19 protein-coding genes are annotated in these 24,807 nt (G+C 62.1%); 4 read left to right on the top strand and 15 right to left on the bottom strand.

The window, feature by feature from the left end; translation table 11 throughout:
* Positions 1 to 107: 107 nt before the first annotated feature.
* Complete coding sequence (locus CRX69_RS26235; protein WP_107323123.1) at positions 108 to 1,319, top strand: HDOD domain-containing protein; 1,212 nt, start codon at positions 108 to 110, stop codon at positions 1,317 to 1,319.
* A 151-nt stretch (positions 1,320 to 1,470) separates the two neighbouring features.
* Here the strand turns inward: CRX69_RS26235 and CRX69_RS26230 are convergent, their stop codons facing one another.
* The 15 genes from CRX69_RS26230 to tssA form a co-directional block, all read right to left on the bottom strand.
* On the bottom strand, positions 1,471 to 2,460 hold the full coding sequence (locus CRX69_RS26230; RefSeq protein ID WP_047226760.1) for a GGDEF domain-containing protein: 990 nt from the start codon (positions 2,458 to 2,460) through the stop codon (positions 1,471 to 1,473).
* Between the two features lie 375 nt (positions 2,461 to 2,835).
* Positions 2,836 to 3,114 (bottom strand): hypothetical protein, encoded by a 279-nt coding sequence (locus CRX69_RS26225; RefSeq protein WP_107323122.1) that lies wholly within the window; start codon positions 3,112 to 3,114, stop codon positions 2,836 to 2,838.
* Position 3,115: 1 nt separating this feature from the next.
* On the bottom strand, positions 3,116 to 7,561 hold the full coding sequence (locus CRX69_RS26220) for an RHS repeat-associated core domain-containing protein (protein WP_107323121.1): 4,446 nt from the start codon (positions 7,559 to 7,561) through the stop codon (positions 3,116 to 3,118).
* A gap of 12 nt (positions 7,562 to 7,573) precedes the next feature.
* A complete protein-coding gene (locus tag CRX69_RS26215) occupies positions 7,574 to 8,008 on the bottom strand; it encodes a DcrB-related protein (protein WP_107323120.1) in 435 nt (144 codons plus the stop codon).
* An 18-nt stretch (positions 8,009 to 8,026) separates the two neighbouring features.
* Complete coding sequence (locus CRX69_RS26210) at positions 8,027 to 9,958, bottom strand: type VI secretion system Vgr family protein (RefSeq protein ID WP_047226764.1); 1,932 nt, start codon at positions 9,956 to 9,958, stop codon at positions 8,027 to 8,029.
* 175 nt (positions 9,959 to 10,133) lie between these two features.
* Positions 10,134 to 12,824, bottom strand: a complete 2,691-nt coding sequence (gene tssH / locus CRX69_RS26200) for a type VI secretion system ATPase TssH (protein ID WP_047226765.1) — start codon at positions 12,822 to 12,824, stop codon at positions 10,134 to 10,136.
* Entirely contained in the window at positions 12,817 to 13,869 is a 1,053-nt protein-coding gene (gene tssG, locus CRX69_RS26195; protein WP_047226766.1) for a type VI secretion system baseplate subunit TssG, read from the bottom strand. The genes tssH and tssG overlap by 8 nt, the downstream gene beginning before the upstream one ends.
* Positions 13,833 to 15,692 carry a type VI secretion system baseplate subunit TssF gene (tssF, locus tag CRX69_RS26190; protein ID WP_107323119.1) on the bottom strand — a complete coding sequence of 620 codons (1,860 nt, stop codon included), beginning with the start codon at positions 15,690 to 15,692 and terminating at the stop codon, positions 13,833 to 13,835. The genes tssG and tssF overlap by 37 nt, the downstream gene beginning before the upstream one ends.
* A complete protein-coding gene (tssE, locus tag CRX69_RS26185; protein WP_047226768.1) occupies positions 15,689 to 16,201 on the bottom strand; it encodes a type VI secretion system baseplate subunit TssE in 513 nt (170 codons plus the stop codon). The genes tssF and tssE overlap by 4 nt, the downstream gene beginning before the upstream one ends.
* A complete protein-coding gene (locus CRX69_RS26180; RefSeq protein ID WP_047226769.1) occupies positions 16,195 to 16,632 on the bottom strand; it encodes a hypothetical protein in 438 nt (145 codons plus the stop codon). Before CRX69_RS26180 ends, tssE begins: the two co-directional genes overlap by 7 nt.
* Positions 16,632 to 17,081, bottom strand: coding sequence for a type VI secretion system amidase effector protein Tae4 (locus CRX69_RS26175; protein ID WP_047226770.1), 450 nt, complete (start codon positions 17,079 to 17,081; stop codon positions 16,632 to 16,634). The genes CRX69_RS26180 and CRX69_RS26175 overlap by 1 nt, the downstream gene beginning before the upstream one ends.
* 81 nt (positions 17,082 to 17,162) lie before the next feature.
* On the bottom strand, positions 17,163 to 17,651 hold the full coding sequence (locus CRX69_RS26170; RefSeq protein ID WP_047226771.1) for an Hcp family type VI secretion system effector: 489 nt from the start codon (positions 17,649 to 17,651) through the stop codon (positions 17,163 to 17,165).
* A 225-nt stretch (positions 17,652 to 17,876) separates the two neighbouring features.
* A complete protein-coding gene (gene tssC / locus CRX69_RS26160) occupies positions 17,877 to 19,373 on the bottom strand; it encodes a type VI secretion system contractile sheath large subunit (RefSeq protein ID WP_047226772.1) in 1,497 nt (498 codons plus the stop codon).
* Between the two features lie 15 nt (positions 19,374 to 19,388).
* The gene (gene tssB, locus CRX69_RS26155) at positions 19,389 to 19,904 is read right to left on the bottom strand and encodes a type VI secretion system contractile sheath small subunit (protein WP_047226773.1); all 516 of its coding nucleotides are present in this window, start codon (positions 19,902 to 19,904) and stop codon (positions 19,389 to 19,391) included.
* A gap of 80 nt (positions 19,905 to 19,984) precedes the next feature.
* Positions 19,985 to 21,022, bottom strand: a complete 1,038-nt coding sequence (gene tssA, locus CRX69_RS26150) for a type VI secretion system protein TssA (RefSeq protein ID WP_107323118.1) — start codon at positions 21,020 to 21,022, stop codon at positions 19,985 to 19,987.
* A gap of 405 nt (positions 21,023 to 21,427) precedes the next feature.
* On the opposite strand from tssA, the gene tagH reads away from it, so the two are divergent.
* Genes tagH through tssK form a run of 3 tightly spaced genes read left to right on the top strand, consistent with a single transcriptional unit; the run spans position 21,428 to position 24,801 of the window.
* Positions 21,428 to 22,900 (top strand): type VI secretion system-associated FHA domain protein TagH, encoded by a 1,473-nt coding sequence (gene tagH / locus CRX69_RS26145; RefSeq protein WP_107323117.1) that lies wholly within the window; start codon positions 21,428 to 21,430, stop codon positions 22,898 to 22,900.
* A gap of 50 nt (positions 22,901 to 22,950) precedes the next feature.
* Entirely contained in the window at positions 22,951 to 23,451 is a 501-nt protein-coding gene (gene tssJ / locus CRX69_RS26140) for a type VI secretion system lipoprotein TssJ (RefSeq protein WP_047226776.1), read from the top strand.
* Positions 23,452 to 23,466: 15 nt separating this feature from the next.
* Positions 23,467 to 24,801, top strand: coding sequence for a type VI secretion system baseplate subunit TssK (gene tssK, locus CRX69_RS26135; protein WP_107323116.1), 1,335 nt, complete (start codon positions 23,467 to 23,469; stop codon positions 24,799 to 24,801).
* The last annotated feature ends 6 nt before the right edge of the window (positions 24,802 to 24,807 follow it).

The raw sequence follows: 24,807 nt of genomic DNA, 5'->3' as shown, positions 1-24,807 counted from the left end.
GCTTCGCAGCGGGTTTTTTCATATTCGGGAACATATTCCCAAGGGTAGAGCTGTCTGCAACGGCCACCATTGGCTAAGGTGCAAGTATTGCGAGGGAGCGATGCTGCATGACTGCCGTGGATTTACCCGCTGTACCCCGTGTGTTGATCGCCGAGGCCGATCCGGTGTCTCGGGAGCTGCTTGAGCAGGTGTTATCGGGCATACGCTGCGATGCCCGGGTGGATACGTGCGGCGAGGGCCAGCAGGCTCTGTATCTGCTTGCGCACAACGCCTATGACCTGGTGATCGCCGATTGGGAATTGCCGGGCGTCGATGGCCTGAGCATCCTGCGGGGCCTTCGCCAGCAGCATCGAAAACCGGTGTTGCCGTTCATTCTCATGAGCCGGCGCAACGACAGCGCCAGCGTACGTGAGGTCTTGCCGCTGGCGCCTGCGGCCTACCTGACCAAACCCTTGAACCGGGAAGACCTGACCCAGCGTTTGCAGGGGCTACTGTTGAGCAGCGCAGAGGATTGCTCCACCGCCGTGTCAGCCCCGGAGCAGACCCTGACAACCTTTCTGGAGCGTCGACGTGATTCTTCCGAAGGCGCGCCGCTGATGACCGATGTGCAAGTGGCAGTCAAGCGCAGCCTCAACCCCGGCGGTCTGGACCTGAAACTGCTGGAAGAAGAAATCCGCACCGACCCGCAAATTACCGCCGTGCTGATTGCTGCGGCCAACAGCGCTGCGCAGCATCAGGGCGGCGGCCTGGTGCAGACGGTCGCGCAGTCGCTGCATCAGCTTGGTACCGGGCAGAGCATGAACCTGATTCTGGGGCTGACCCTCAAGCGCTGTGCCCGACTCAGTGTCCCGTGCCTGGCAGACTATGCCGAGCGTTACTGGGAGTTGTCGCTGCACACCGGTGAGTACGCCCGGATGCTGGCGCGGCTGCTGGATCTGGAGCAGGAGCGCTGCTATTGCGCCGGGTTGTTGCATCGCTTGGGGGACTTGGCGTTGTTGCGATGCCTGGAGGAATGGACGCAGGCCGGCGGCGAGCTCGACGAATCGGAGGAGGTGGGCAATTTGCTCGATCAGTTCGGTGCCAGCTTCGGTTCCGCGCTGCGCACCCGCTGGCGTCTGCCGCTGGAGCTGCGGGAGTTGATTGCGGCGGCCTATGGCCTGGGCGGCGGGGTTTACTCCCGCGAGGCACTGGTGATGAACATGGCGGCGCAAATGGCCCATCTGACCGAGCATGAAGGGCTGGAAGAGCTGGCCCGTGGGCGCACGGCGCGTTTGCTGAAGATCGGATTGCCGGAGTTGATGCGATTGCGCCGCAAGTAAGGCCGCTGACCAACCCTGTGGGAGCGAGCCTGCTCGCGATGAGGGGTGTGCCATTCACCGATGCGCTGGCTGTCAGTCCGCCATCGCGAGCAGGCTCGCTCCCACAGGGGGTATGACTGGAGTTTTGCTGACGCCTTGGCGACGAGATTGCTCAAGCCGCAATGATGCGATTTTTCCCCTGGCGCTTGGCTTCGTACATGGCCGCATCGGCGCGGGAGAACAGGGTGTCGAGGCTCTGATCTTCGGCGGTAAGGCTGGTCAAGCCTTGGCTGACGGTGATGCCGAAGCCTTTCTCCCCGCTGCGGAAAGCCAGGCGCTGAATCTCGCGCTGCAGACGCTCGGCGACTTGCAGTGCCATGTCCGGGGCACAGCCAGGGAACACCGCGGCGAATTCTTCACCACCGATTCGTCCAAACAGATCACCGCGTCTGAGAACGGAACGTCCGCTTTCGGCGATTTTCTGCAGCACGTTATCGCCTTCCTGATGACCGTAGGTGTCGTTGATCACTTTGAAATCATCGATGTCCAGCAACAGGAACGCCATGGGTGTGCCCTGCAGTCGTGCCTGCTCGAATTCACGGTGAGCGCATTCGAAGAAGTGGCGGCGATTGCTGCTCTGGGTCAGCACGTCGGTGGTTGCCAGTCGTTGCAGTTCGCTTTCCAGCAGCTTCTTTTCAGTGATGTCTTCGGCAATGCCCACCACGATCACCGGTTGCCCCGACTCAGCCTTACGGTTGATGAAGCATTTGTCGCTCAGCCAGCGGATCTGGCCATTGGCAGCGATGATGCGGTACTCACGATCCTCCACGGCACCTTTGACCAGCACTTCGGCCAGGCTGCGCTCCGCGTATTCGAGGTCGTCGGGGTAGATTGCGTCGCGCCATTCATTGAAATCAGCCAGCACCAGACCTGCCGGCCGACCGAAGATTCGTTCATAGGCGGGGCTGACATACAGGACCTGTCGGGTTTCCCAGTTGAACGCCCAGAGCACCGCGTTGACGCTGACCAGCAATGAGCTGAATAGCTGCTCACGCTCGCTCAGGCGCGCGACTTCGCCCTGGGCGTGCATCAGCGCCATGAGCGTCTGGGCCGCTTCGGGCCAGTGAGGTTGGGACGAATCCTGTAGGTTCTTGTCGACCATCGGCACAAATCTCAAAGAACGTGCACTGCTGTGGATTGGCACGCGCTTGCTCCAAAGCCCGCCAGTATGGCGAAGTGCTCTTTGAGATAAGGGATTCGGGGCGAAGTTCCTTTTCAGGCGACGAAGGGCGGGGTGCAGTGTCGGAGTTGCCGAAGGCTGCGATCTTTTGATCCTGATCTTTCGTTCACCTGGATGCGCCACCTGCGATCCAGACCACGGCGCAGGTTTGTTGCTGCCGGGTTGCCGTGAAGGCAACGAACTCTTGTTTCAGGCTCATGGCGTCTCTCGTAGGCCAAAGCATGAGGGCTTTCCGGCGAAATTCTTAGGGGGTAGAGGCCATCGCGGGGTGACGTTCTCCAACACGCTACTGGCGTATCAGGGCATGCTCATCAAGGCCATTCTCAGACGCTTGATCAGTTTCGGGGTCTTGAGACAATCGGCCGGGCGTTTGTTACCCAGGGCGGGCACGGTCTGTTCCAGCCACCAGAACCCTTCCTTGAGCCCCCTTTTTCCGTAGAGCACCACTGCCATGTCGAGGTTGTCATCCATGGCCTTGGCCAGCATGCGGGCGTTGTCGTCGAGGTAGTCCTCTTCGTACAACCGCACGAAAGTTTGCCAATCGGCATCGCCGACGTATTCGTCTTCCAGTCCCATTTTAAAAACCTGCAAAGGAAATCAAGTTGCTGCCGGTCGGGTTTCGCGCCGACGGTGCCAGGATCCCATCATAACCATTGGCCTTGGCCCAGGCGCCTATTTGATGAGTCTGGGTGTATTTGTTGCCGGTAATGCTCTTTAGCGAAACCCCCAGTTGTTTACGCACATCAGCCCGGGTCAGATCCAGAACGTTGTTGAGTTGCACTTTCTTGCTTACCAACACCCGGGTGGAAAGGTCCACACCCCAGTGGTTGACCTCGCCCATGGCGGTCTTGCGTGAGTTGGCGCCATAGACACCACCCAGTCCGGGGGCGGTGTAACGATGTCTGGAGGCAACGTTCCACTTGTGCGCCGTCCAGGTTGTGCTGATCCGTCCTGGCTCTTCAAAGCGATAAACCGTCCGGTTGACCTTGCGGCCCTTAGGTGGCGTCGAGCACTTCATCAGACCCGAGGGGTCGATCCAGCTCACCGGGTTTGGCGCGTACTGGTAGAGGTTCAGCCCACCGGCCAAACCGATGGGGTCCGGTGTGGTAAAGCGACCGATGTCCGGGTCGTAGAAGCGCAAGGTGTTGTAGTGCAGCCCGGTTTCCCGGTCCAGGTATTGGCCCTGGAAACGCAGGTTCTGCTCTTCGATGTAATACGGTTCGCGTAGCTCTTCTACGGTGTTGCCCCACACCTGGTAACGGGCCCGCCAAAGCGTGTGTCCGTCGGCTTCCGAGAGTTGTTCGGGCAGGCCGTTGGAGTCGTTGTGGTAGTAACGGATTTTCTGGTGTTCACCCAGGCCGTCGACCCTTGCCAACGGTTCGTGGCTGTCGTCGGCGTAGATGTACAGGCTGGTCTGGTTGTCGCGGTGTTCCTGCAACAGTTGCAGTGCATCCCAGGTGAAGCGGGTGCGGCTAAGCAGGGTGGCATGGCGGTCGTATTCGGCTTTTTCGATGCGCCGGCCCAGCGGGTCGTAGGTCATTTTCACGACCGAGCCGTTATCGTTTCTAACCTCCACCAAACGCTGTTCGGCGTCGTAGCGCATGCGCTGGACACCCCGCCGGGCGCTGCGCTTTTCCACCATGCGGCCGAAGCCGTCATAGCGGTAGCGCTTGTCCTGATAGGTCAGCAAACGGTTATGAGCGACCCGTTCGGTGCCCAGGCTATCGAGCAAGTTGGCGGCCGGATCATAGGCGAAGCCTTCACGCTGGCCCTGGAGGTTGTCCTGGCTGGCGAGAATGCGTCCGGTGGCGTCGTAGTGCAGCAGATGGCGATGAGGGGCGTCAGGCTGGCTGTTGAAGCGTTCTACCAGTTGATCACTGCTGTCATAGCCAAACAGTGATTGCGCCGCCGGTGGTAACAGCGCGGACTGGCCCTGTTGCCGACGTTGGCGTGCGCGCAGGCGACCGCTGCGGTCGTATTCGCTGCGGGTGCTGAGGCGCCCTTGGGTGCGCAGCACTTCACGGTGCAGGCGGTCGCGTTCGAAGTCGCTGATGACCTGGCCGTCAAGGTTGATCTGGTGCAGGTGGCCGCTGCCGTAATGCAGTCGGTTTAGCCAGCGACCATCGGGGAGCCGCGTCTGGGTCAGATTGCCCAGCTCATCGTAGCGATGCTCCAGGCGTCCGGCCCATCCTTGCTCGGCGATCAGTTGCCCAAGAGCGTCGTAGTTCAAGCCGATGCTTTGCTGCTCACCGGTAAGCGCGGTGAAGGTGATGGCGTTGACCTGATCGAGCGCGTCATAGCGGTACTCGGTGCGCCCGTCTGTGGTGACTTTGGCCACCAGCCGACCCATTGCGTCGCGCTCCAGCTCATGGGTGATCGATGCTTGCGGCGCGAGGTCCAGGTCGGTGCTGCCCGCAACCGCGAGCGCTTCCATGCGGGTGACGTTGTCCAGTGGGTCGTAGGCGTAGCGTTTGAGGCTGCCGTCCAGGCTGTGCTGGGCGGTCAAACGGTCGCCAGCGTCCCAGGCAAACCGGTAGCATTCACCGTTTTCGTTGGTCAGCGCCAGCAGGCGGCCGTAGTTGTCGTAGCTCAGCTCTACCCGTCGACCATGCGCGTCGGTACGCACGCGCAGTTGCCCATTGAGGGTGTGCTGGAAATGCGTAGTGTGCCCGGCGGGGTCGCTGTAGCCGATCAATTGGCCGCTCGCATCGCGCTGATATTGCTCGGTACGTCCGTCCGGTAATTGTTTGGTCAGCAGCCTGCCTTGGTCGTCATAGCTGAAAAGCGTCCGTTCCCCCAGTGCGTCGGTGCTGCTGAGCAACGTCCCGCGCTCGCAATAACTGAACCGTGTGGTGTAGCCGGAACAATCAGTGTGCTCGCTGAGCTGGCCAAGGGGCGTCCAACGCAGGGTTTTGCGTTTACCGATGGCGTCGATAACTTCCACCACCTGACCGTGGGCGTCATGGCGATAGCGGGTGACGTTGCCCAACGGATCGGTTTCGCGAATGCGGTTGCCACGCGAGTCATAGCGGTACTGCCAGGTATTGCCCGCGGCATCGGTTTCGGTCAGGGGCAGCGCCCAGTGTTCGAGCCACAGTGTTGACTCGCTGCGTCCGAGTGGGTCAGACGTCTGGCAAAGGTTACCCGCCTCGTCATAACTGAATTGATGTTGTCCGCCGTTGGGGGCCGTTGCCGCCACCAACTGGCTTTCCTCGTTCCACTGGAAGGCCCAGGTACGGTCCAGGGCATCGGTGGCTTCGGTGATCTGATACCGCCTATCCCAGCGACGGGTGCTGATGCGATTCAAACCGTCGGTGATGCGCGTTGTCCCGGCAGCCAGGTCGTAGTCAAAGGCGTAAGTGTCGCCCGCGTCGGTCCAGTGGCGAACAACCCGCCATTCTCGCTTTTCGATTAAGGCCCATTCGTAAAAGCAGCGCAGCCCGGTGGGCAGTTGGTGCTCAACCATGCGCCGTCCGGCATCGTAGGCGTAGCGGCGTTTCACGTGACCGTTGGATTGACGGACCTCGGTCAGATCACCCTGGGCGTCGTAATCGTAGTGCATCAGCACTTCACGGCGTTGATCGGCGTAAAGCCGGTCTATCCGGCTGACCCGTTGCGGCCAGCGTTTGTGGTACGCCAGCGCGATGCTGGTCAGGTCAAAGGTGTCTCGCAGCTGTACCAACCGACCTGTGTCGTCGTAGTCGAGGTAGATGCGGTTGTCATTGCGGTCGCCCAGCTGACTCAGGCGCAGCAGCGATGCATGGCCCGGGGTGGGTTCGAACAACCGGTACAGGCCGTCTGAGCTGTCGATCAGCAATTGGCCATTGGCATGCCGTCGTACGCTGAGCCCTTCACCGGGACTGAACACGGCGCCGCCCAGAGGGATGGAGCCCATGTCGATGCGCCGGCCCTGTTCATCGGTGTAGACCAGCGTTTCACCGCCCTCGGGGTGAGGCAGGATCTCGACGCGCACCTCATAGGCCACGCTCCAGCCCGCACCGAACATACCTTCGCGGCGCTCGTCGCGGCTGTTGTAGAAGCGTTGCCAGTCGATTGGCAAGATGCCGGGCAGGACGAAGTCCATCTCCTCGACATCGCCCAGAACTTTGGCCCCGGTGGCGGCATGCACCGGGTTCGACGAACCCATAGTAGCGTTGGCCGCGGCGCCCATCGCGCTGCTGACCGCCATCGACGCCGCGCCGCCCACCAGCATGCACGGCAGGTTACTCAGGAACTTGCCTTTGCCGCCCTTGAGCATCAGCAGCGCCGTGACAGCCAGACCGACGCCCGGAGTCTTGCCGCTGCGAATCTCGCGCACCACCACCGAGCCGCCGCCAATGGTGACATCGGGTGAAATCAGCCCGGATGACACGACCTTGGCATCGCAGGTGCTGCGGTCGCCGCTGCGCACTGCTGGCTGGCCGTTGATGGTGACTTTGTCCGACCCTTCGGCCAAAAACTGCGGCGGCATCGGCGGATGTTTCATGCACGCGATCATGTCCAGCGGCTTGGGTACGGCGCCGGGCGCGGGTGTTGCAACAGTGGGGCGCCACATCTGCGAGAAAAAGTTCTCGGCCATGTCCAGATAGCTGGGCTCGGCTTGCGGCTCAGGTGCCTCAAGCTCGGTGCCTGCTGGTGCGACATGGGATTGAATCGCCCCAGCGGCGCGAGCGGCTGGGATGTTGTTGGTCAGGGTGTTGGTTGAGCCGGTGAGGATGTTCGCTTGCACCGTGGGCGGGAACAGCGCGTTGCCAATGCCTTCGCAGATATTGCTCAGCCCTTCGTCGGCCCCGGTCTTGCTCATGGCAAGGCCAACGACGGCGCCCACCACGGCGCCGAGCAGGAAGCAACCTAACCCGCCTGTGGCGACTGTGATGCCTGTAGCCGCCACCACCGCAGCCGTCGCCAGGGCGGTAATCGCAATGTTGGCTGCTACCTCCAGCACGCCTCCAAGAATGTCAGCCATCATTGAGGTGTGGTCCAGCGCATCGCCCAGCCGGGCGGCCCAGAGAGCGTCAGACATGCAGTTCGCTCATCAAGCCGGAACGTCAAACAACAACGAGCCCTTGATCGTCGCCCAATGCGCTGCTTCAGCATCACCGAGCTTCTCGGCTTTGACGTAGCTCAAGGCAAGCATCTTGCGCGTGCCGGGCAGTACCAGGGCGAGCTGAAACTGGAAGACCTTTTCGTTGCCCTTGTTGAACTGGCTGCGCAGCTCGATGCCTTCGACTTCCTGATTGGCGCCCAGGCGCACGGCGACGCCCGGTTGAGCGCGCAGGTCCTGGACCTGTTTTTCCAGGCGTTTGAGCTGCTCGTCGAGGTTGCTCTGCAGGGTTTCGCCGTCGGCCAGCAAGCTGCGGCTGACGATCAAGGAGGTGCCCAGTTCAGGGAACTTGAGGATGTTGATCGTTGCATCCAGCAACTCGTTGGGCGGCAGCTGGAACTGGAATTCATTGATGCGGTAAGTCATGGCGCATAAATCTCGAGGTTAACCTTTGGGGAACGCGGCAGCGATATTGGCGTCGATGCTGGCCTTGACGCCCTGGCCGTCGGGCGTGGCACCGGGGCCGCCGCCGTTGTTCAGGTGCAGCACACCGCCGGTGTTGAATTCGGCATCGCCGCTGGCATAGAAGCTGATTTGCACGCCGGTCAGATTGATCTGACCGCTGGCGTTGAGCTCCAGAATGCTTTCGCCGCAGACCAGGCGCAGGTTCTCGCCCACTTCAATGACGTAGCTCTGGCTGATGCTGTCGGTCTTGCGCAAGCCCACCGACAGGATGTCTTCCTGCTTGACGATGCGCAGGCGGTTATTGCCGATGGTCACCGTCTCGTTGTGGCCGATGCTCTTGTTGCGGTCGTGACCCACCGAGTGGCTTTCATCGACCTCCACCACAATGTCCTGGTTGCGCTCGGCATGGATGTACAACTGCTCGGCGCCTTTTTTGTCTTCCATGCGGATTTCGTTGAAATTCGCTGGCGTGCCGCCCTTGCTCGAACGGCTTTTCATGCCGCTCTGGGTGGCGTTTGCGGGCAGGTCATAAGGCACGGTCTGTTCGGCGTTGTAGACACGACCGGTGATGATCGGCCGGTCGGGGTCGCCTTCGAGGAAGCTGACAATCACTTCCTGGCCAATGCGCGGGATCTGCATCGAGCCCCAGTTTTTCCCGGCCCAGGACTGTGACACGCGAATCCAGCACGAGCTGTTTTCGTTGGACTGGTCGTGACGGTCCCAGTAGAAATGCACCTTCACCCGGCCGAACTGATCGGTCCAGATTTCCTCGCCCTTGGGGCCGACCACCAACGCGGTCTGCGGGCCTTTGACGATGGGGCGATGGGTCGTGGGCAGCGGCCGGTAGCTTTGTTGGGCGACGATGCAGGTCAGGCTGCTTTCGAACTGGGCCGAAGGTGCGCCGCCGCCGGTTTCACCGCTTTCCTGGGACACGTAATAGCGCGCGCCGACGATCAGGTATTCGCGGTTCTGGTCCTGGCGGGTGAAGCCGGTGAGGCTGAACAGGTGGCCCGAGCCCAGACCGCGAGCGTTGCCGGCCAGCTCCACTTGCTCGTGCAGGGTTTGCAAGGCTTCGATGCGGGTGCGGGCGTAGTGTTCGCCGTCTTGGCTCTGCACGTAGGTGCCGGGGTAGTCGTACAGCGGATAGTCGCCGGCGGTGTGCGGGCGCGGCATGGCCGAACGCACATCAATGCGCGCGCTGGGGCGCTGGAAGTCGTAGTCGTTGAGTTCCAGCGAGCCGGGCTGCACTTCCTGGGCCAGGTGCCAGTCGTGGATATGGTCGCGCTCGCGCTGCTGTTCGTTCTTGGGGTAGTAGGGCACCGAGCCGTAGCCGGGCACCGTGGTATGGGCGCCATAGGCGTCGGCCAGCACCAATACATGACGGCCCTGTTCGTGGCGGAAGAAGTAGTAGATCCCTTCCTGTTCCATCAGGCGGCTGACGAAATCGAAGCTGGTTTCGCGATACTGCACGCAGTATTCCCACTCGCGATAGGGGCGGCTGAGGGCGTCTTCGAAGTCGGAGAAACCCAGGTCGCGAAACACCTGCTTGATGATCTGCGGGATGGTCAGGTTCTGGAAAATCCGGCAATCGGAGGTACGGGTCAGCAGCCATAGCCAGGGCCGCAAGGTCGCCTGGTAACTGGCGAACTGTCCCTGGTCAACGTTCTGGCTGAAGCGCGAAACGATGCCGTGGAAATGCCGCTCGCCGCCGCCGTCCAGTTGCAGGCTCACGCACATGGGTTTGCCGAGCACCTGGTTGAGGTCGATGGCGTTGTCCAGCGAGTGCAACTGCAACTCGTAGTTGAACAGCCGCCCCAGCTCTTCGCCGCCGCCCATGTCCTTGAGCAACAGCACCTCAGGTCCCAGGGGGCTGGTGATTTTGGCCAGGCGTGAGGCTTGGTTGAATAACATCGAGTGTCCCGTGCAAGTTGTAATAGCTGAAGGAACGCAACCCCCACTGTGGAAGATGCCACTGTGGGAGCGAGCTTGCTCGCGATGGCGGCGTATCAGTCAACATTGATGTTGAATGTACTTGCGCTATCGCGAGCAAGCTCGCTCCCACAGGGTTTTACGGTGTTCCTTACCGTCAGGCCGCGTCGCTGAAATCGTACTGCAATTCGTTATCCCGGGCGCTGATCCGCACGCCGGCCAGCGCCTTGCCTTCGAGCATGCGGGTCAGGAACTCGCGGCTCATGTCCGGCAGCAGGCTGTTGGTCAGGATGGCGTCGATCATGCGTCCGCCGCTTTCGGTTTCGGTGCAGCGCGAGACGATGAGGTCGATCACCGCGTCGTCGTAGTCGAAGGCGACTTTGTGGGTGTTCTCCACGCGCTTCTTGATGCGGTTGAGTTGCAGGCGGGTGATGGCCTTGAGCATCTCGTCGCTGAGCGGGTAGTACGGAATTGTCACCAGGCGACCCAGCAGGGCCGGCGGGAAAATCTCCAGCAGCGGCTGGCGCAGGGCCTTGGCGATGTCCTCGGGCTCGGGCACGTTCTGCGGGTCTTTGCAGACCTGGGCAATCAGTTCGGTACCGGCGTTGGTGGTCAACAGAATCAAGGTGTTCTTGAAGTCGATCACCCGGCCTTCACCGTCCTCCATCACACCTTTGTCGAACACCTGGAAGAAAATCTCATGCACGTCCGGGTGGGCTTTTTCCACCTCGTCCAGCAGCACCACGCTGTACGGTTTGCGCCGCACGGCTTCGGTCAGCACGCCGCCTTCGCCGTAGCCGATGTAGCCCGGTGGCGCGCCCTTGAGGGTGGACACGGTGTGGGCTTCCTGGAACTCGCTCATGTTGATGGTGATGACGTTCTGCTCGCCGCCATACATGGCTTCGGCCAGGGCCAGGGCGGTTTCGGTCTTGCCCACGCCGGAGGTGCCGGCGAGCATGAACACGCCAATGGGTTTGCTCGGGTTGTCCAGGCCGGCGCGGGAGGTTTGGATGCGCTTGGCGATCATCTGCAAGGCGTGGTCCTGGCCGATGATGCGTTTTTTCAGGTGCTGGTCGAGGTTGAGCACCGTTTCCAGTTCGTTGCGAGCCATGCGGCCCACCGGGATACCGGTCCAGTCGGCGACCACCGAGGCCACGGCCTGGTAGTCCACGGTCGGCAGAATCAATGGGGTTTCGCCTTGCAGCGCGGTCAGGCGCTGTTGCAGGTCCACCAGTTGCTCGCGCAGGGCGTGGCTTTCGTTGTCGCAAGCTTCGCTGTTGTCTTCGCTGTCCACCACGCCGACGCGCTCGCGCAGGGTGGCGCGGGTGGCGAGCAACTCGTCCACCAAGGCTTTCTCTTCGGCCCAGCGGCCTTCCAGCTCGGCCAGGCGTTCGCGTTCGGCGCTCAGCAGGTTTTCGCTCTGGGTCTGACGGCTGCCAATGGCAATGCCGATGGCGTGTTCACGGGCGATGATTTGCAGCTCGGTTTCCAGCGCTTCGATGCGCCGACGGCTGTCGTCCACTTCGGCCGGCACCGCGTGCAGGCTGATGGCGACACGGGCGCAGGCGGTATCCAGCAGACTCACGGATTTGTCCGGCAACTGGCGCGCCGGGATGTAGCGGTGGGACAGTTTGACCGAGGCCTCCAGGGCTTCGTCGAGGATCTGCACCTGATGGTGTTTTTCCATGGTCGAGGCCACGCCGCGCATCATCAGCAGCGCCTTGTCTTCGGACGGCTCGGCCACTTGCACCACTTGGAAACGCCGGGTCAGGGCCGGATCTTTTTCGATGTGTTTCTTGTACTCGGCCCAGGTCGTGGCCGCTACCGTGCGCAGGGTGCCGCGGGCCAGGGCCGGCTTGAGCAGGTTGGCCGCGTCACCCGTGCCGGCAGCGCCACCGGCGCCCACCAGGGTGTGGGCTTCGTCGATGAACAAAATGATCGGTTTGGGCGACGCCTGGACATCTTCGATGACCTGACGCAGGCGCTGTTCGAACTCGCCTTTCATGCTCGCGCCGGCCTGTAGCAGGCCGACATCGAGGCTGCGTAGCTCCACGTCCTTGAGCGATGGCGGCACGTCGCCGGCGACGATGCGCAGGGCAAAGCCTTCGACCACGGCGGTCTTGCCCACGCCGGCTTCACCGGTGAGGATCGGGTTGTTCTGCCGGCGGCGCATGAGGATGTCCACCAGTTGGCGGATCTCTTCGTCGCGACCGACGATGGGGTCGAGCTTACCGCTGCGCGCCTGTTCGGTGAGGTCGACGGTGAAGCGCTTGAGGGCTTCCAGTTTGCCCATGGCGCTGGGGGCCATAGCGCCGCTGGCTTCGCCCGGCACGGCGCCGGCGTTGAAACCGTCGCTGGCGGTCAGGGCGTTTTCCGGGGAGTCGCCGACGTATTCGTCAAAGCGCTCGCTCAAGGCCTCGACCTTGACCTTGTCGAACTCCGACGACAGCCCCAGCAACGCGTGGCGCAGGCTTGGCGTCTTGAGAATGCCCAGCACCAGGTAACCGGTGCGCACCTGGCTTTCACCAAACATCAGGCTGCCGTAGACCCAACCGCGTTCCACGGCTTCTTCAACGTGGGAAGACAGGTCGGTGATGGAGGTCGAGCCCCGTGGCAGGCGGTCCAGGGCTTCGGTCAGGTCGCGGGCCAGGCGTGCCGGCTCGATATTGAACTGGCGGATGATGCGGTGCAGGTCCGAGTCCTGCAGTTGCAGCAACTGATGAAACCAGTGGGCCAGTTCCACGTAGGGGTTACCGCGCAACTTGCAGAACACGGTGGCGGCTTCGATGGCTTTGTAGGCCACGCTGTTGAGTTTGCCGAACAACGCGGCGCGACTGATTTCACCCATGCTCATGGCTCCTTGAGGTCTGTGAGGTGTTGGCCTGTTCGGCGTAATGCCGGGCCAGTATTAAATCCTTGGCATCTGTTTCGGGGCGTCCCAACCAGGTGTTGAACCCCAGGCGCAAACTACCGTTGAGTTGCAGCGCCGGTACTTCGGGTTGTTCCAGGATCAGGTTCAGGTCCCAGTCCAGTTCATGGCCCAGGTATTCGGCGACCCAGGCCACCAGCTCGTTGAAGGGTTGGCTGCCGGGCAACATGCCCATGTAGTCATCGAGCTTGAGTGGCCCCAGGCGAATGCGGAATTTGTGCTGGCGATCCCACACGTAGCGGCCCAGGCAAAAGTCCACGCCCAACTGATGGGCGCTGACGCCCACGCGGCTGCGTTCTGGCAGTTCCAGCCATTGGCCGACGTATTCTTCGATCTCCACCGGCAGGCCGAAGTACTCGCTGATGATGGCCTTCAGGCCGTCCGGGTAGCGGGTTTGCGCCGACAAGTGGCCGCTGTAATGCAGCTTCGCCGTGTCGGGGATCAGCCCCTGCTTGAGCAGGCTCGGCATGCCCCGACCACTGAGGGCGGCCAGGCGCGCCGACCAGTAGTCATCGTCCGGGCGATCATGGCTGACCGTTGGCCGCGCTTCGGCCCAGGCCCGGTAGAACAGGCTGAGCAGGCGATGGTGGAACACATCCAGGAACCGTTTGCTGGTGCTGTCGGCGTTGTTGCGCTGACGTTCGCGCACGTATTCGGTGATGTGCAGCGGCAGCGGGCCGTTGGGGCCGCCGAGGCCGAAGAAGAACTGCTCCAGGCGTGCCGGCGCACCGTCGAGGCCCGGTTGCACCGAGGCCAGGGTCGCCGGGGCGAAGGTGCATTCGGCCTGTTGCCCCAGGCGCAGCGGGTCGTCGGCCAGGCGCAATGAATGGCCCAGGCGCGGCAGCTCGGGGGATTCGCACTCGATACGGCGCAAGGCCTGGAAGAAGTCGTATTCCCAGGGCTCCTGGTGCATCGCGTCCAGGGTACTCAAAGGGTCGGACGACGTCCGGGCTTGGCTTTCCATCGCATGATCTCGCCGCGTTCGGTGGTACGGATCACCGTCTCGGTAAAACTGTTGATCGACACGTAGCGTGCCAGGAAGCGCTCGAACACCGCGCCGAGCAAAAACACCCCGGTGCCGCGAAACGCGTTTTCATCGAATTCCAGGGTGATTTCCAGGCCCCGACCAAACACGATCGGGCCGGGCATCGGCAGGCGTCGGGTGCAGGCCTTGCTGCTGACTTCGCGCAGGCCTTCGATCTGCAACTGCACCGCCGCATCGTTGCTGTCGCCGTACAGGCGCAGCAGTTCGCGCAGGGCGGCGGCGCCCTGGCCTTGCTCGCTCAGGGACAGGTAATTGAGCGAGAGCTGGCTGATCAAACGCCAGGCCTTGGCGTCGTGGGCATGGCTGGCCCGTGGTCGACTGGGGCCGGCGGCGCAACGAATCGCGCCGACGGGCGCGCTGTCGGCCAACGTGAAATCAGTCTTGCCGTTGCCCACACTCATGAACAGCGGTAGGTCGCGGTTGGTGCACAGCGCCGTCACGCCCAGTTGGCGCAGGTCGTGGCGATAGGGCGCCTGCTGGCTGTCCACCAGGCTGACGAAGGTTTCGCTGCCCACGTAGGTCGAGCGCGGGCCGTTGCGTCGTTGGTCGCTGGACAATACTCGTGGCTCACGCCGTATTGTGTAATAGGCCTGGTCGCGGCCATAACGGGACGGATCGCGCACGGCATAGAACGGCAGGAACGGCTGCTCCGGCCCGGTGCCGTGGCCGGTGAGGCCGGTCAGCGAATGCACTTCGAAATCCATCGGTCGGGTGCGGTCGGCGATGACGTGATGTTCGTTGACCCGCTCCGAGAGGTGGATGCGATCCAGGCGCTTGGGAAACAGGTTGATCGCCGGGGTGCAGAACGGCAGGAACTGCGCGGCGCCGACGCTGCCCTCCAGGCTCGGGTCGTGCCGGTCGAACAGCACGATCAGCTCCAGCTCCTGACCGTCGCAGCGCTTGACCGCGCGGCTCAATTGGGTGAAGTCGACGAACAGGAACCGATGGGGCAGGGCGAAGTATTCCTGCAACAGGCGATAGCCCTGGAAGGCGCGCGAGACCACGGGCAGCGCGGCATCGGCATCGTCGAAACCCCGCGAGCACAGCGCGTCCTGAGGCAAGCGTTCAACCCAATCGCCGCCGGGCTTGCGGGCGAACACCGCGCAAGCATTGCTCAGCAGTTGTTCGTAGAGACGGAAGGGCTGTTCGTCGGCACCGCTGAGGTACAGCGGCAGGTTGTCCAGGGGCAGGCTGTTGAACGGCAGTTCGGCGCCCGTACGCAGGGTCAGGCGCAGGCCGGCCTTGGCCTTCGGTTCGCTGGCGGCCAGGCGTCCGAGCACGGCGGACGGGTTGCCGAAGTACTCGGCCTGGCTGACCTGCAACGGCCACAGCGTCACCGCGTGGGCGGTGCGGTACTCGCAGCAGGTCTGGGTCTCACGCCCCAGGGCGGCGCGCAGGACGGTGTCCCGGGGTAGCGCAAAGCCGCCGCTCAGCGAGCCCTCATCGGGGTCGGTCTGCAGTTGCACCACGGTCATCGACGGCGTGGGCGCCAGATAGTGGGGATAGGCGATTTCCAGCAGGTTATGGGTGAAGGTCGGGTACTCGGCATCGAGCTTGAGCTGCACCCGCGCCGTCAGGTAGGCGAAGCCTTCCAGCAAACGTTCGACGTACGGGTCGGCGCAGTCCATCCCGGACAGCGTCAGCCGACTGGCGATCTTGGGGTATTCCTTGGCGAACTCCGCCGCGCTTTCGCGCACGTGGTGCAGTTCCTGGTTGTACAGCTCCAGCAGGCGCGGATTCATGGGCGTCTCCGCTGGTCGGCTTGGACCACGCGCACGTGGCCGGTTTCCAGGTCCAGGTCGGTTTGCAGCATCAGGCGCAGCGGCACGGGCTGCGCCCAGAGGTCACCCTCGATCTCGAAACTCAAGGCGTTGTGGTTCATCTCGGCGGTTGCTCGGGCTCGCACCCTCAGGGTGTGGCGCAAGATGCGCGGTTCGAACGTGGCGATGGCTTGGTGGATCAACGCTTCCAAGGCCGGAAGGTCGACGTTCGATGCGCTGTTGCCGGCCAGCGCCGGCAACCCGAAATTGACCACAGACGTGCCTGCCGGGGTGTGCAGCGTGGCGTCGGTATCGAGCAACGATGTGGTGTTGAGCAACCACGCCAGGTCACGCAGCACCGAGGCTTTCAACTGGGTGAGCGACAACACGCGCTTGTCGGCGCTTTCCTTGGGGTTGCTCGGATCGTCGTCGGTCAACCGGTCCAACAGGGACGGTTGCAGGCGATCGCGGGTGGCGATTTCGGTTACCACCGAAAGAGCGCCGTATACATTTTTTGATCCCATTGGCCAGGGCCGCAGGAGGCGAATTGGCTCACATCCGAGACCTCCAATGTTTCCTTGACCAGGCGTACTGCTTGAATTTTGGTCAAGCAATCGCGGCTGGGAGCGGGCATGTGTTCGCTGCGTTCGACCAAGAAAATCGGCACTTGGTTGAAGGTCTCCACACGCAGTTGCTTGTCCGGGCCCAGGCTGAACTGGCAAGGCCATTCCATATCGAGCGTCAGGTGGCTCTGGTCAGGTTTAACGAGCGTGCAGCGACCTTGAACGTCGATCAGGCTCACCGGATGTCCGACGAAAACTGCTTGCGTCAGGGCTGCCGGAGCGACTGTTTCCTGCCCGGCGCACGCGCTTAGACTGACGAGGCTTGCCGCCAGCGCCGAAAGAAACAAAGGGCTGCGCATCACGAAAGCTCCCAGAACCAGATGGCCTTGGATCTTGAGAACAGATCACCGCTCTTGGTCAGGCCACGGTTCCACAGGTCGATGTGATCACCAGTAGGTCGACCGGCAGTGTCGCTGTTCTGTTGGTAGCAGTCTTTGAAGAAGATGATTCCGGTTTTGCCCATCAGTGTTGTGCGGTCTGCCACGCTGGTGGTGTAGACCTTCGGTGGGCCTAGGCGGTTCTTCCTCCATAGCCAGTTGGCCAATGACTCCGCGCCGCGGGCATGTCCATGGGCGCATTTGGGATCCAGCGTATAAGTCGATGAGTTGACCGGTAAGGTCTTTTCTCCGCACAAGGCGATGCTCATACGAATAGCGCACTGGTTGACATAGGGACCGTCGCAAGCCGGACTGGCGGACGGGTAGGGCGGATAGCTGTTCCACAAATTGATAAACGAAGGCTTGGCCATGACTCAGATACCGGGTGGGAAAGGATTGGATTCGAGCAAGCACCAAACACCCCCGGCGCCTGGCACCGGGGGCGTGTTCGATCACACCTTGACGTTCTGACGGATGTTCCAGCCGAACTTGACCGGACCGCCTTCCTTGGTGCCGTCGGCTTTTTGCGGCTGATAGTCGACCATCACCTTGGCGAAGTTCAGGGTGACGTTTTCGGTCAGGCGATCATCGTTGCCCGAGCCACCGGTGCTCAGGGACGTGATCAGCACTTCTTCAAGATTGATGATCATGTACTCGACCTGGCTTTCACCACCGGCCTTGCGCACGGTCAGCTTGACCTTGTCGATGTGCTTGCCGCTGGCGCAATGCATCATCAGGTTGGGCGATGCCTTGTCGACGAACTTGGTCAGCGACAGGTCCTGCACGTTGACCTTGCCCGCGCCACCGCCACTGCCCACGTGCATGTTGCCGGACTGGGACATGCCCCAGCTCCAGTTCAGGACATCGATCTCGTCCTTGTGGGCCTTGTCCATGGACTCGCCCTTGATGTCGCCGATCTTGATGAAAATATCAACAGCCATGTTTTCTCCCTGTGTGGTCTCTACCACATTGTTTGATTGACGCCGACCTTGCGAAATCTGTTCTGCTGAACGCTACGAAGGCGATCTCTAACCCACTGAAGATCCCCTGTGGGAGCGAGCCTGCTCGCGATGACGGCGTGTCAGGCAACGCAGGTGGCGACGGATCCACCGCTATCGCGAGCAGGCTCGCTCCCACATGTTTACCGCGTACCGTTCAGCAGGTTTTTACGCACCCTTGGCCGAAGGCAGTTTCGATACCAGGCGCAGCGACACAGTCAGCCCTTCGAGCTGATAGTGCGGGCGCAGGTAGAACTTGGAGTTGTAGTACCCCGGGTTGCCTTCGACCTCCTCGACGATGACCTCGGCGGCGGCCAGTGGGTGCTGGGCCTTGGTGGTCTCGGTGGAGTGCGCCGGGTCACCGTCGACGTAGTTGAGGATCCAGTCCTGCAACCAGCGCTGCATCTCGTCCTTCTCTTTGAAGGAGCCGATCTTGTCGCGCACGATGCACTTGAGGTAATGGGCGAAACGGCAGGTGGCGAACAGGTACGGCAGGCGCGCGGCCAGGTTGGCGTTGGCGGTGGCGTCCGGGTCGTCGTATTCGGCCGGTTTCTGCAACGACTGGGCGCCGATGAACGCGGCGAAGTCGGTGTTTTTCTTGTGCAGCAGCGGCATGAAACCGTTCTTCGCCAGCTCCGCTTCACGGCGGTCCGAAATGGCGATTTCGGTCGGGCACTTCATGTCCACGCCACCGTCATCGGTAGGGAAGGTGTGGGCTGGCAGGTTTTCCACTTCACCGCCGGATTCCACGCCACGGATGCGCGAGCACCAGCCGAAGTGTTTGAACGAACGGTTGATGTTCACCGCCATCGCATAAGCGGCGTTGGCCCAGGTGTACTTGGAGCTGTCGGCGCCGTCGGTGTTTTCTTCGAAGGCGAAGGCTTCCACCGGGTCGGTCTTGGCGCCGTACGGCAGGCGCGCCAGGAAACGCGGCATGGTCAGGCCGATGTAACGCGAGTCTTCCGATTCACGCAGCGAACGCCAGCCGGCATATTCCGGCGTGGTGAAGATCTTGGTCAGGTCGCGCGGGTTCGACAGTTCCTGCCACGAGCCCATGCCCATCACGGTCGGCGATGCGGCGGCAATGAACGGCGAGTGCATGGCGGCGCAGACCTTCGACAGCTCGCCCAGCAGCTCCACGTCCGGTGGCGACTGGTCGAAGTAGTAGTCGCCCACCAGGCAACCGTACGGTTCACCGCCGAACTGGCCGTATTCTTCTTCGTACATCTTCTTGAAGATCGGGCTCTGGTCCCACGCGGTGCCCTTGAATTTCTTCAGGGTCTTGTGCAGGTCGGTCTTGGAGATGTTGAGCACGCGGATCTTGAGCTGCTCGTCACTCTCGGTGTTGTTGACCAGGTAGTGCAGGCCACGCCAGGCGCTTTCCAGCTGCTGGAAGTCGGGGTGGTGGATGACCTGGTTGACCTGGGCGGTGAGCTTGGCGTCGATGGCGGCGATGATTGATTCGATCGACTTGATGGCGTCGTTGGACACCAGGTCAGTCTGCGCCAGGGCCTGCTCGGCCAGCGTGCGCACGGCGGTTTCGACGGCTTCGCGAGCGCGCTCGGTCTTGGGCTTGAATTCTTGCATCAGCAGCGAGGCGAACTCGCTGGGTACTTCGGTGGTGCCCAGGGCCTGGGACTGATTTTCACGTGCTGATTCGTTCATGATCATTCGTCCTGATTAAGCCTTGGGCTCGTTGTCGGCGGGCTTGGGCGCGCTGGCCAGGGCCTGCAACAGGGCAGGGTCCTTGATCGCTTTCATGATGATTTCTTCGGCGCCAGTCTTGCCGTCCATGTAGGTCAGCAGGTTGGCCAGTTGGGTGCGCGCTTCGAGCAGCTTGTTCAGCGAGTCGACCTTGCGGGCCACGGCCGCCGGGCTGAAGTCGTCCATGCTTTCGAAGGTCAGGTCCAGGCTCAGGTTGCCTTCGCCGGTCAGTTCGTTGGGAACATGGAACGCCACGCGAGGCTGCATGGCCTTGAGGCGCGAGTCGAAATTGTCGACATCGATTTCAAGGAATTTGCGATCGGCCACAGGTGCCAGAGGCTCGGCGGGCTTGCCGGCCAGGTCCGCCATCACCCCCATGACAAAGGGCAACTGGACCTTTTTCTCGGCGCCGTAGAGCTCGACGTCGTACTCGATCTGCACTCGAGGCGCACGGTTGCGCGCGATGAATTTCTGAGAACTTTGCTTCGCCACGTTGCTGCTCCTGGTCGCTTGAGCGACGGTGTTGGCGTCATCGGGGGTGCCGGTGACGTGACTGCGTGATCCGTTCGCTTTTATTCGCTGTCTGGGCCGCGCAGGTTTTCAAATTGACTCATGCCGTCGGGAATCAGGTTGCGCACGATGGTCGCAAAGTCGGCGTTCACCAGAATCTTGGCCCGATTCAACAGCACCGGCAGGGGGCTGGAGGGCTCTTGACGGGCGTAGTACGCGAGAATCCGGTCCAGGCTGCGCAGCACGTCGTCGCGGCTGTTGATTTCGCCAGGGGCGGTGCTGCGTGGCGCGCCCGCGCTCGGCGCGGTGGCGTGTTCAACCGGCGCGGTGTTGTCGTCGCCGCTGCTGATGACTTCGGGCAGGGCGCTGTCGCCGCTCTGTGGGGCGAACTGGCCGAGAATCTGCAGGGCCATCTTGAGCGGTTGCTTCAGCGGGCCAAGGTCCACGCCTTGGGCGGAACCGACTTGATCGCTGACGTGTTGCTCGATGGCTTCGGCGGCGCTGCGGGCTTCCAACAGGGCGGCGCGGGTGATTTCCAGCTGCTCGGGATCACTGTCGAGCAGGGCTCCGGCGAGCTGTTCAGCGCCGAGGCTTTCATTCGGGAAACTTTGCAGGCCGCTGGCATTGGCGGCGGCGCGCAGGCTCACGGCACCGAAGGTGCGCGAGCGGGCCAGAATGCTTTCGCGCAGCAGGCCAATGGTGATATCGGATGTCAGGCCGGCGAGGGCGTTGATGCGCACGGTGGGATCGTTGTCGTCCTCGGCGTCCAGGCGCGGATGCAGCTCGGCCCAGTACTGCTTGAGCAATTCGCTGGTCAGCGTCAACACACGGGCCAGGCCCGGTATGCCTTCCAGGGCCAGGGAACTTTGCAGCAGGAAATGGGTGATGCGCAGGTCTTTGCTGCGTTGCAGCAGGTCCAGGCTTTGCTGCTGGATGCTGCGCCACTCAGGGGGTTCGGCAGGCAATATCGAATCGCCCATGCTGCGCTCGGGCTGACCTTGGGAATCGCGTTCCAGGCGCAAGAAATCCGCGTCATATTCCAAATCTTCACCGCACGGCGAAGTCGCGGATACGGCGGCGAGCAGCAGAGGCACATCCACTTCGTTCGATCTCCCTATCGCCCGCTGAATAACTCGGGCAGTGCACACGCAAGTTCCGAATGGAACTCCACATGTTCCTTGAGGCTAATGGCTCTTTAGATGCTTAATGATCTTAAAGTGCCATCACGTATATTCAAGAAGTTGTGCATTTTTGGTGTAGTACTTATGGCTTGTCAAGGTAAGCTATTTCCCCTGTGTGACAGTTGTGAGGCGCTTAACAACCTGCGCGACCAGTAGGTCAAGGCAGGCACTGATGCAGGTTTTTTGTCATGCAGGCGGGTTAATATCAGCAATCATGCTGGCAAAAAGCCGTTTCGCAGTCGGTTGCAAAGGTTTGTCGGCGAGTCGTTCGGGCGTAGATCCCGGCACTCGATCGCATGCGCAAGTGTTCAGCAAGGAGGCAAGATGGCGCTGTGTTTGACTATCACTAGTTATCACAAGATTACCCCGGGCCAGTGTTCTGAGAAGTCCATGGACCAGGGAGTGATGGCAATTGGCCGTAATTCCGATAATGACTGGGTATTACCGGACCCTGAGCGCCTGGTTTCCGGCAAACATTGCGTTATTCAATACAAAGATGGGCGTTATTACTTAACCGATAACAGCACTAATGGTGTGGAATTGGTCAAGGCCGGTGTCCGTTTGCGCAAGGGCAACAGTGAGCCGCTGCAAGACGGCGAAGTTATCCGCATTGGCGATTATGAAATCCAGGCGCGGGTGGATTTCAACCTGCCAGTCTCCGACAGCAATCCGTTCGCTGAGGCGCCCAGCAGCTTCGAAGCCTTGATGGGGCATCAGGGTGCCGGCTTGAATACACCTACGCCGATGCCCGTGGCTCCCCCGGCCCATTTCCAGGGTGCCTCGGCCATGGACACCTTGCCCGACCTGTTCGACTTCCTGAGCCCGGGCAGTGTCCCGCCGGCCACCCAGCCTGACCATGTGCCGGCCCAACAGCATGATTTCCGTCCACCTACGCCCATTGCTCCTCCCAGCCCGCCGCCGGTGATCGAGCCTGTGGCGCAGGCCTCGGCCTCGGTGATACCGGAGGACTGGGACCCGTTCAGCGACAAGCCCGCGCCCGTGGCAGTTGCTCCGATTCCTGTCGCTGCGCCACCGGTTGCGCCACCGCCCGTTGTCGAGCGGCCTGTCGTAGAGCCGCCTGTCGTAGAGCCGGTGCCGACACCCCCGCCTCAGGTCCACGCCACCGCCGAACCTGCGCCGCTGCGCGAGGCGCCGGTGACCAGCGTTCAAACCCTGGCCACGCCGCCCAAGCCGCTCGACGCCGCCCAGCCCGACCTGTTGCAAGCCTTCCTGCGCGGCGCCGGGCTGGATCAGTTGCGCCTGGACCAGGCCCAGGCCGAGGCGCAGATGGAAAGCATCGGGCGCAGCTATCGGCTGATGGTCGAAGGCTTGATCGATGTCTTGCGTGCCCGTAGCAGCCTCAAGGGCGAGTTCCGCATTCAGCAAACGATGATCCAGCCGGTGGAAAACAACCCGCTGAAGTTCGCCCCCAATGTCGAGGAGGCCATGTTGTTGCTGCTGCGCCATGGCAATCAGGCGTTCATGGCGCCGGATGTGGCGGTGCGTGACAGCTTCGACGACCTGCGCGCTCACCAACTGGCAGTGATGGCCGGCGTGGAAGCGGCCATCAAGCATTTGCTGGCGCGCTTTGAGCCGGCGCAACTGGAAGAGCGCATGGGCAAACCCGCTGGTCTGTCGAGCATTTTCAACGGCTCGCGACAGGCTCAGTACTGGCAGCAATTCACCGAGCTCTACAGCAACATTTCCCGGGAAGCCCAGGAGGATTTCCAGGACCTGTTCGGACGCGAATTCAGTCGCGCCTACGAAGAGCACAGCGCGCGACAGCGCCGCCTATAACACTTTTAAAAGCAATCAACGGATAGCTCAAACGTCATTGAGGACGCAGGATGATTTTCAGGTTTTTACTCGCAGTCGCCACCGTGCTTCTGCTGACGGCATGCGCCAAGGATGCGGCCGATCCACAGTCCGAAGAGGCTGACACCGCCGCCGTCGAACTGCACTTTCACGCCATTGCCGGCCTCAACCCCGGCGCCACCGGCCATCCGGCGCCGGTCCGGGTGCGAATTTTCGAACTGAAAAATGCCGCCACCTTCGCCCGCTCCGATTATTTCGCCCTGGCCGAACGGGCCCAGGCGACCCTCGGTGCCGACCTGATCGATCAGGACGAAGTGCTGGTCCAGCCCGGTCAGCAGTTGAGCCTGCAACGCGATCTCGATCCGGCTACCCGCCATATCGGCGTGCTGGTGGGCTATCGCGAACTGGACCGGTCACTGTGGCGCACGGTGATGAATGTCCCGCCGCGCCAATACACCGAATACCAGATCAGCCTCGACGTGCGCGCCGTGCGCAGCGCCGTCGTCGTTCCCCCATCCAGCCCTGCCCAATAAGCAATCGGAGCCCCCATGTCCTGGAACAATCGCGTGGTCTGGTCGGAAGGCATGTTCATTGGAACGCAGCACTTCCAGCAGCATGACCGTTACCTGGAAAACCTCATCGACGCCCGTAGCCGCCCGCTGTCGGCCGGCGCCTGGGGTTTTTCCCAATTGCTGATCGACCAGGGCCTGCTGGCCCAGGGCAAGCTGGCGATCGTTTCGGCGCGGGGCCTGCTGCCGGACGGCACACCGTTCAACATCCCCGAGGATGACCTGGCGCCGACTCCGCTGAACGTCGATGACAACCTGCGCGATGGTCTGGTGTATCTGGCTTTGCCGCTCAAGCGTGCCGGTGCGCGTGACACCGTTGACGAAGGTGAAGCCCTCGGCGCTGCGCGCTACGTGAGCCAAGTGTGCGAAGTGCGTGACGATAACGCACCGTTCGAGAACCGCGCGCCGGTTGCCTTGGGTTCGCGGGCCTTGCGCCTGTTGACCGCGCAGGACGGCATCAGTGACTACGCCGCCATCGGCCTGGTACGCATCAAGGAGAAACGCGCCGACCGCGCCCTGGTGCTGGACGACAGCTACATCCCGCCGCTGCTGGATGTGGCCGCCTCCAAACCGTTGGCCGCGTTTCGCAGCGAACTGTTGGGCCTGCTCCATCAACGCGGCGAAGCCCTCGCCGGGCGGGTGGTGGCGTCCGGTGCCGGGGGCGCCTCGGAGATCGCCGATTTCATGCTGCTGCAATTGGTCAACCGCGCGCAGCCGCTGATCCAGCACCTGAGCCAGTTGAGCCCGTTGCACCCCGAACGGTTCTACAGCGAGCTGGTCAGCCTGGCCGGTGAGTTCTCGACCTTCACCGCCTCGGGGCGTCGGCCTCAGGAGTATCCGCAATACCAGCACGATGACCTGGCGCTCAGCTACGCGCCGGTCATGCAAGCCCTGCGTGAGGCCCTGTCGATGCTGATCGACAGCAAGGCCACGCCGATTCCGATTGTCGAGAAAGCCTACGGCATCCACGTGGCGATGCTGGCCGACAAGACCCTGCTCGAGAGCGCCAGTTTCATCCTGGTGGTGCGTGCCGATGTCCCAGCCGAAACCCTGCGCGGTCGCTTCGGCCAGCAGAGCAAGGTCGGTTCGGTGGAGCACATTCGCGATCTGGTCAACCTGCAGCTGCCGGGCATCGGCCTGCTGCCGTTGCCGGTGGCGCCACGCCAGCTTCCCTACCACGCCGGCTCCACTTACTACGAACTCGACCGCGGTAGCGATCACTGGCAGCAATTGAGCAACTCCGGCGGGTTCGCGTTCCACATCGCCGGCCAGTTCCCGGGGCTGAATCTGGCTTTCTGGGCGATCCGAGGATAAACCGCG

The sequence above is a fragment of the Pseudomonas rhizophila genome (assembly GCF_003033885.1).
Classification (GTDB): Bacteria; Pseudomonadota; Gammaproteobacteria; order Pseudomonadales; family Pseudomonadaceae; genus Aquipseudomonas; species Aquipseudomonas rhizophila.
This window is presented reverse-complemented; position numbering and strand designations above follow the sequence as displayed.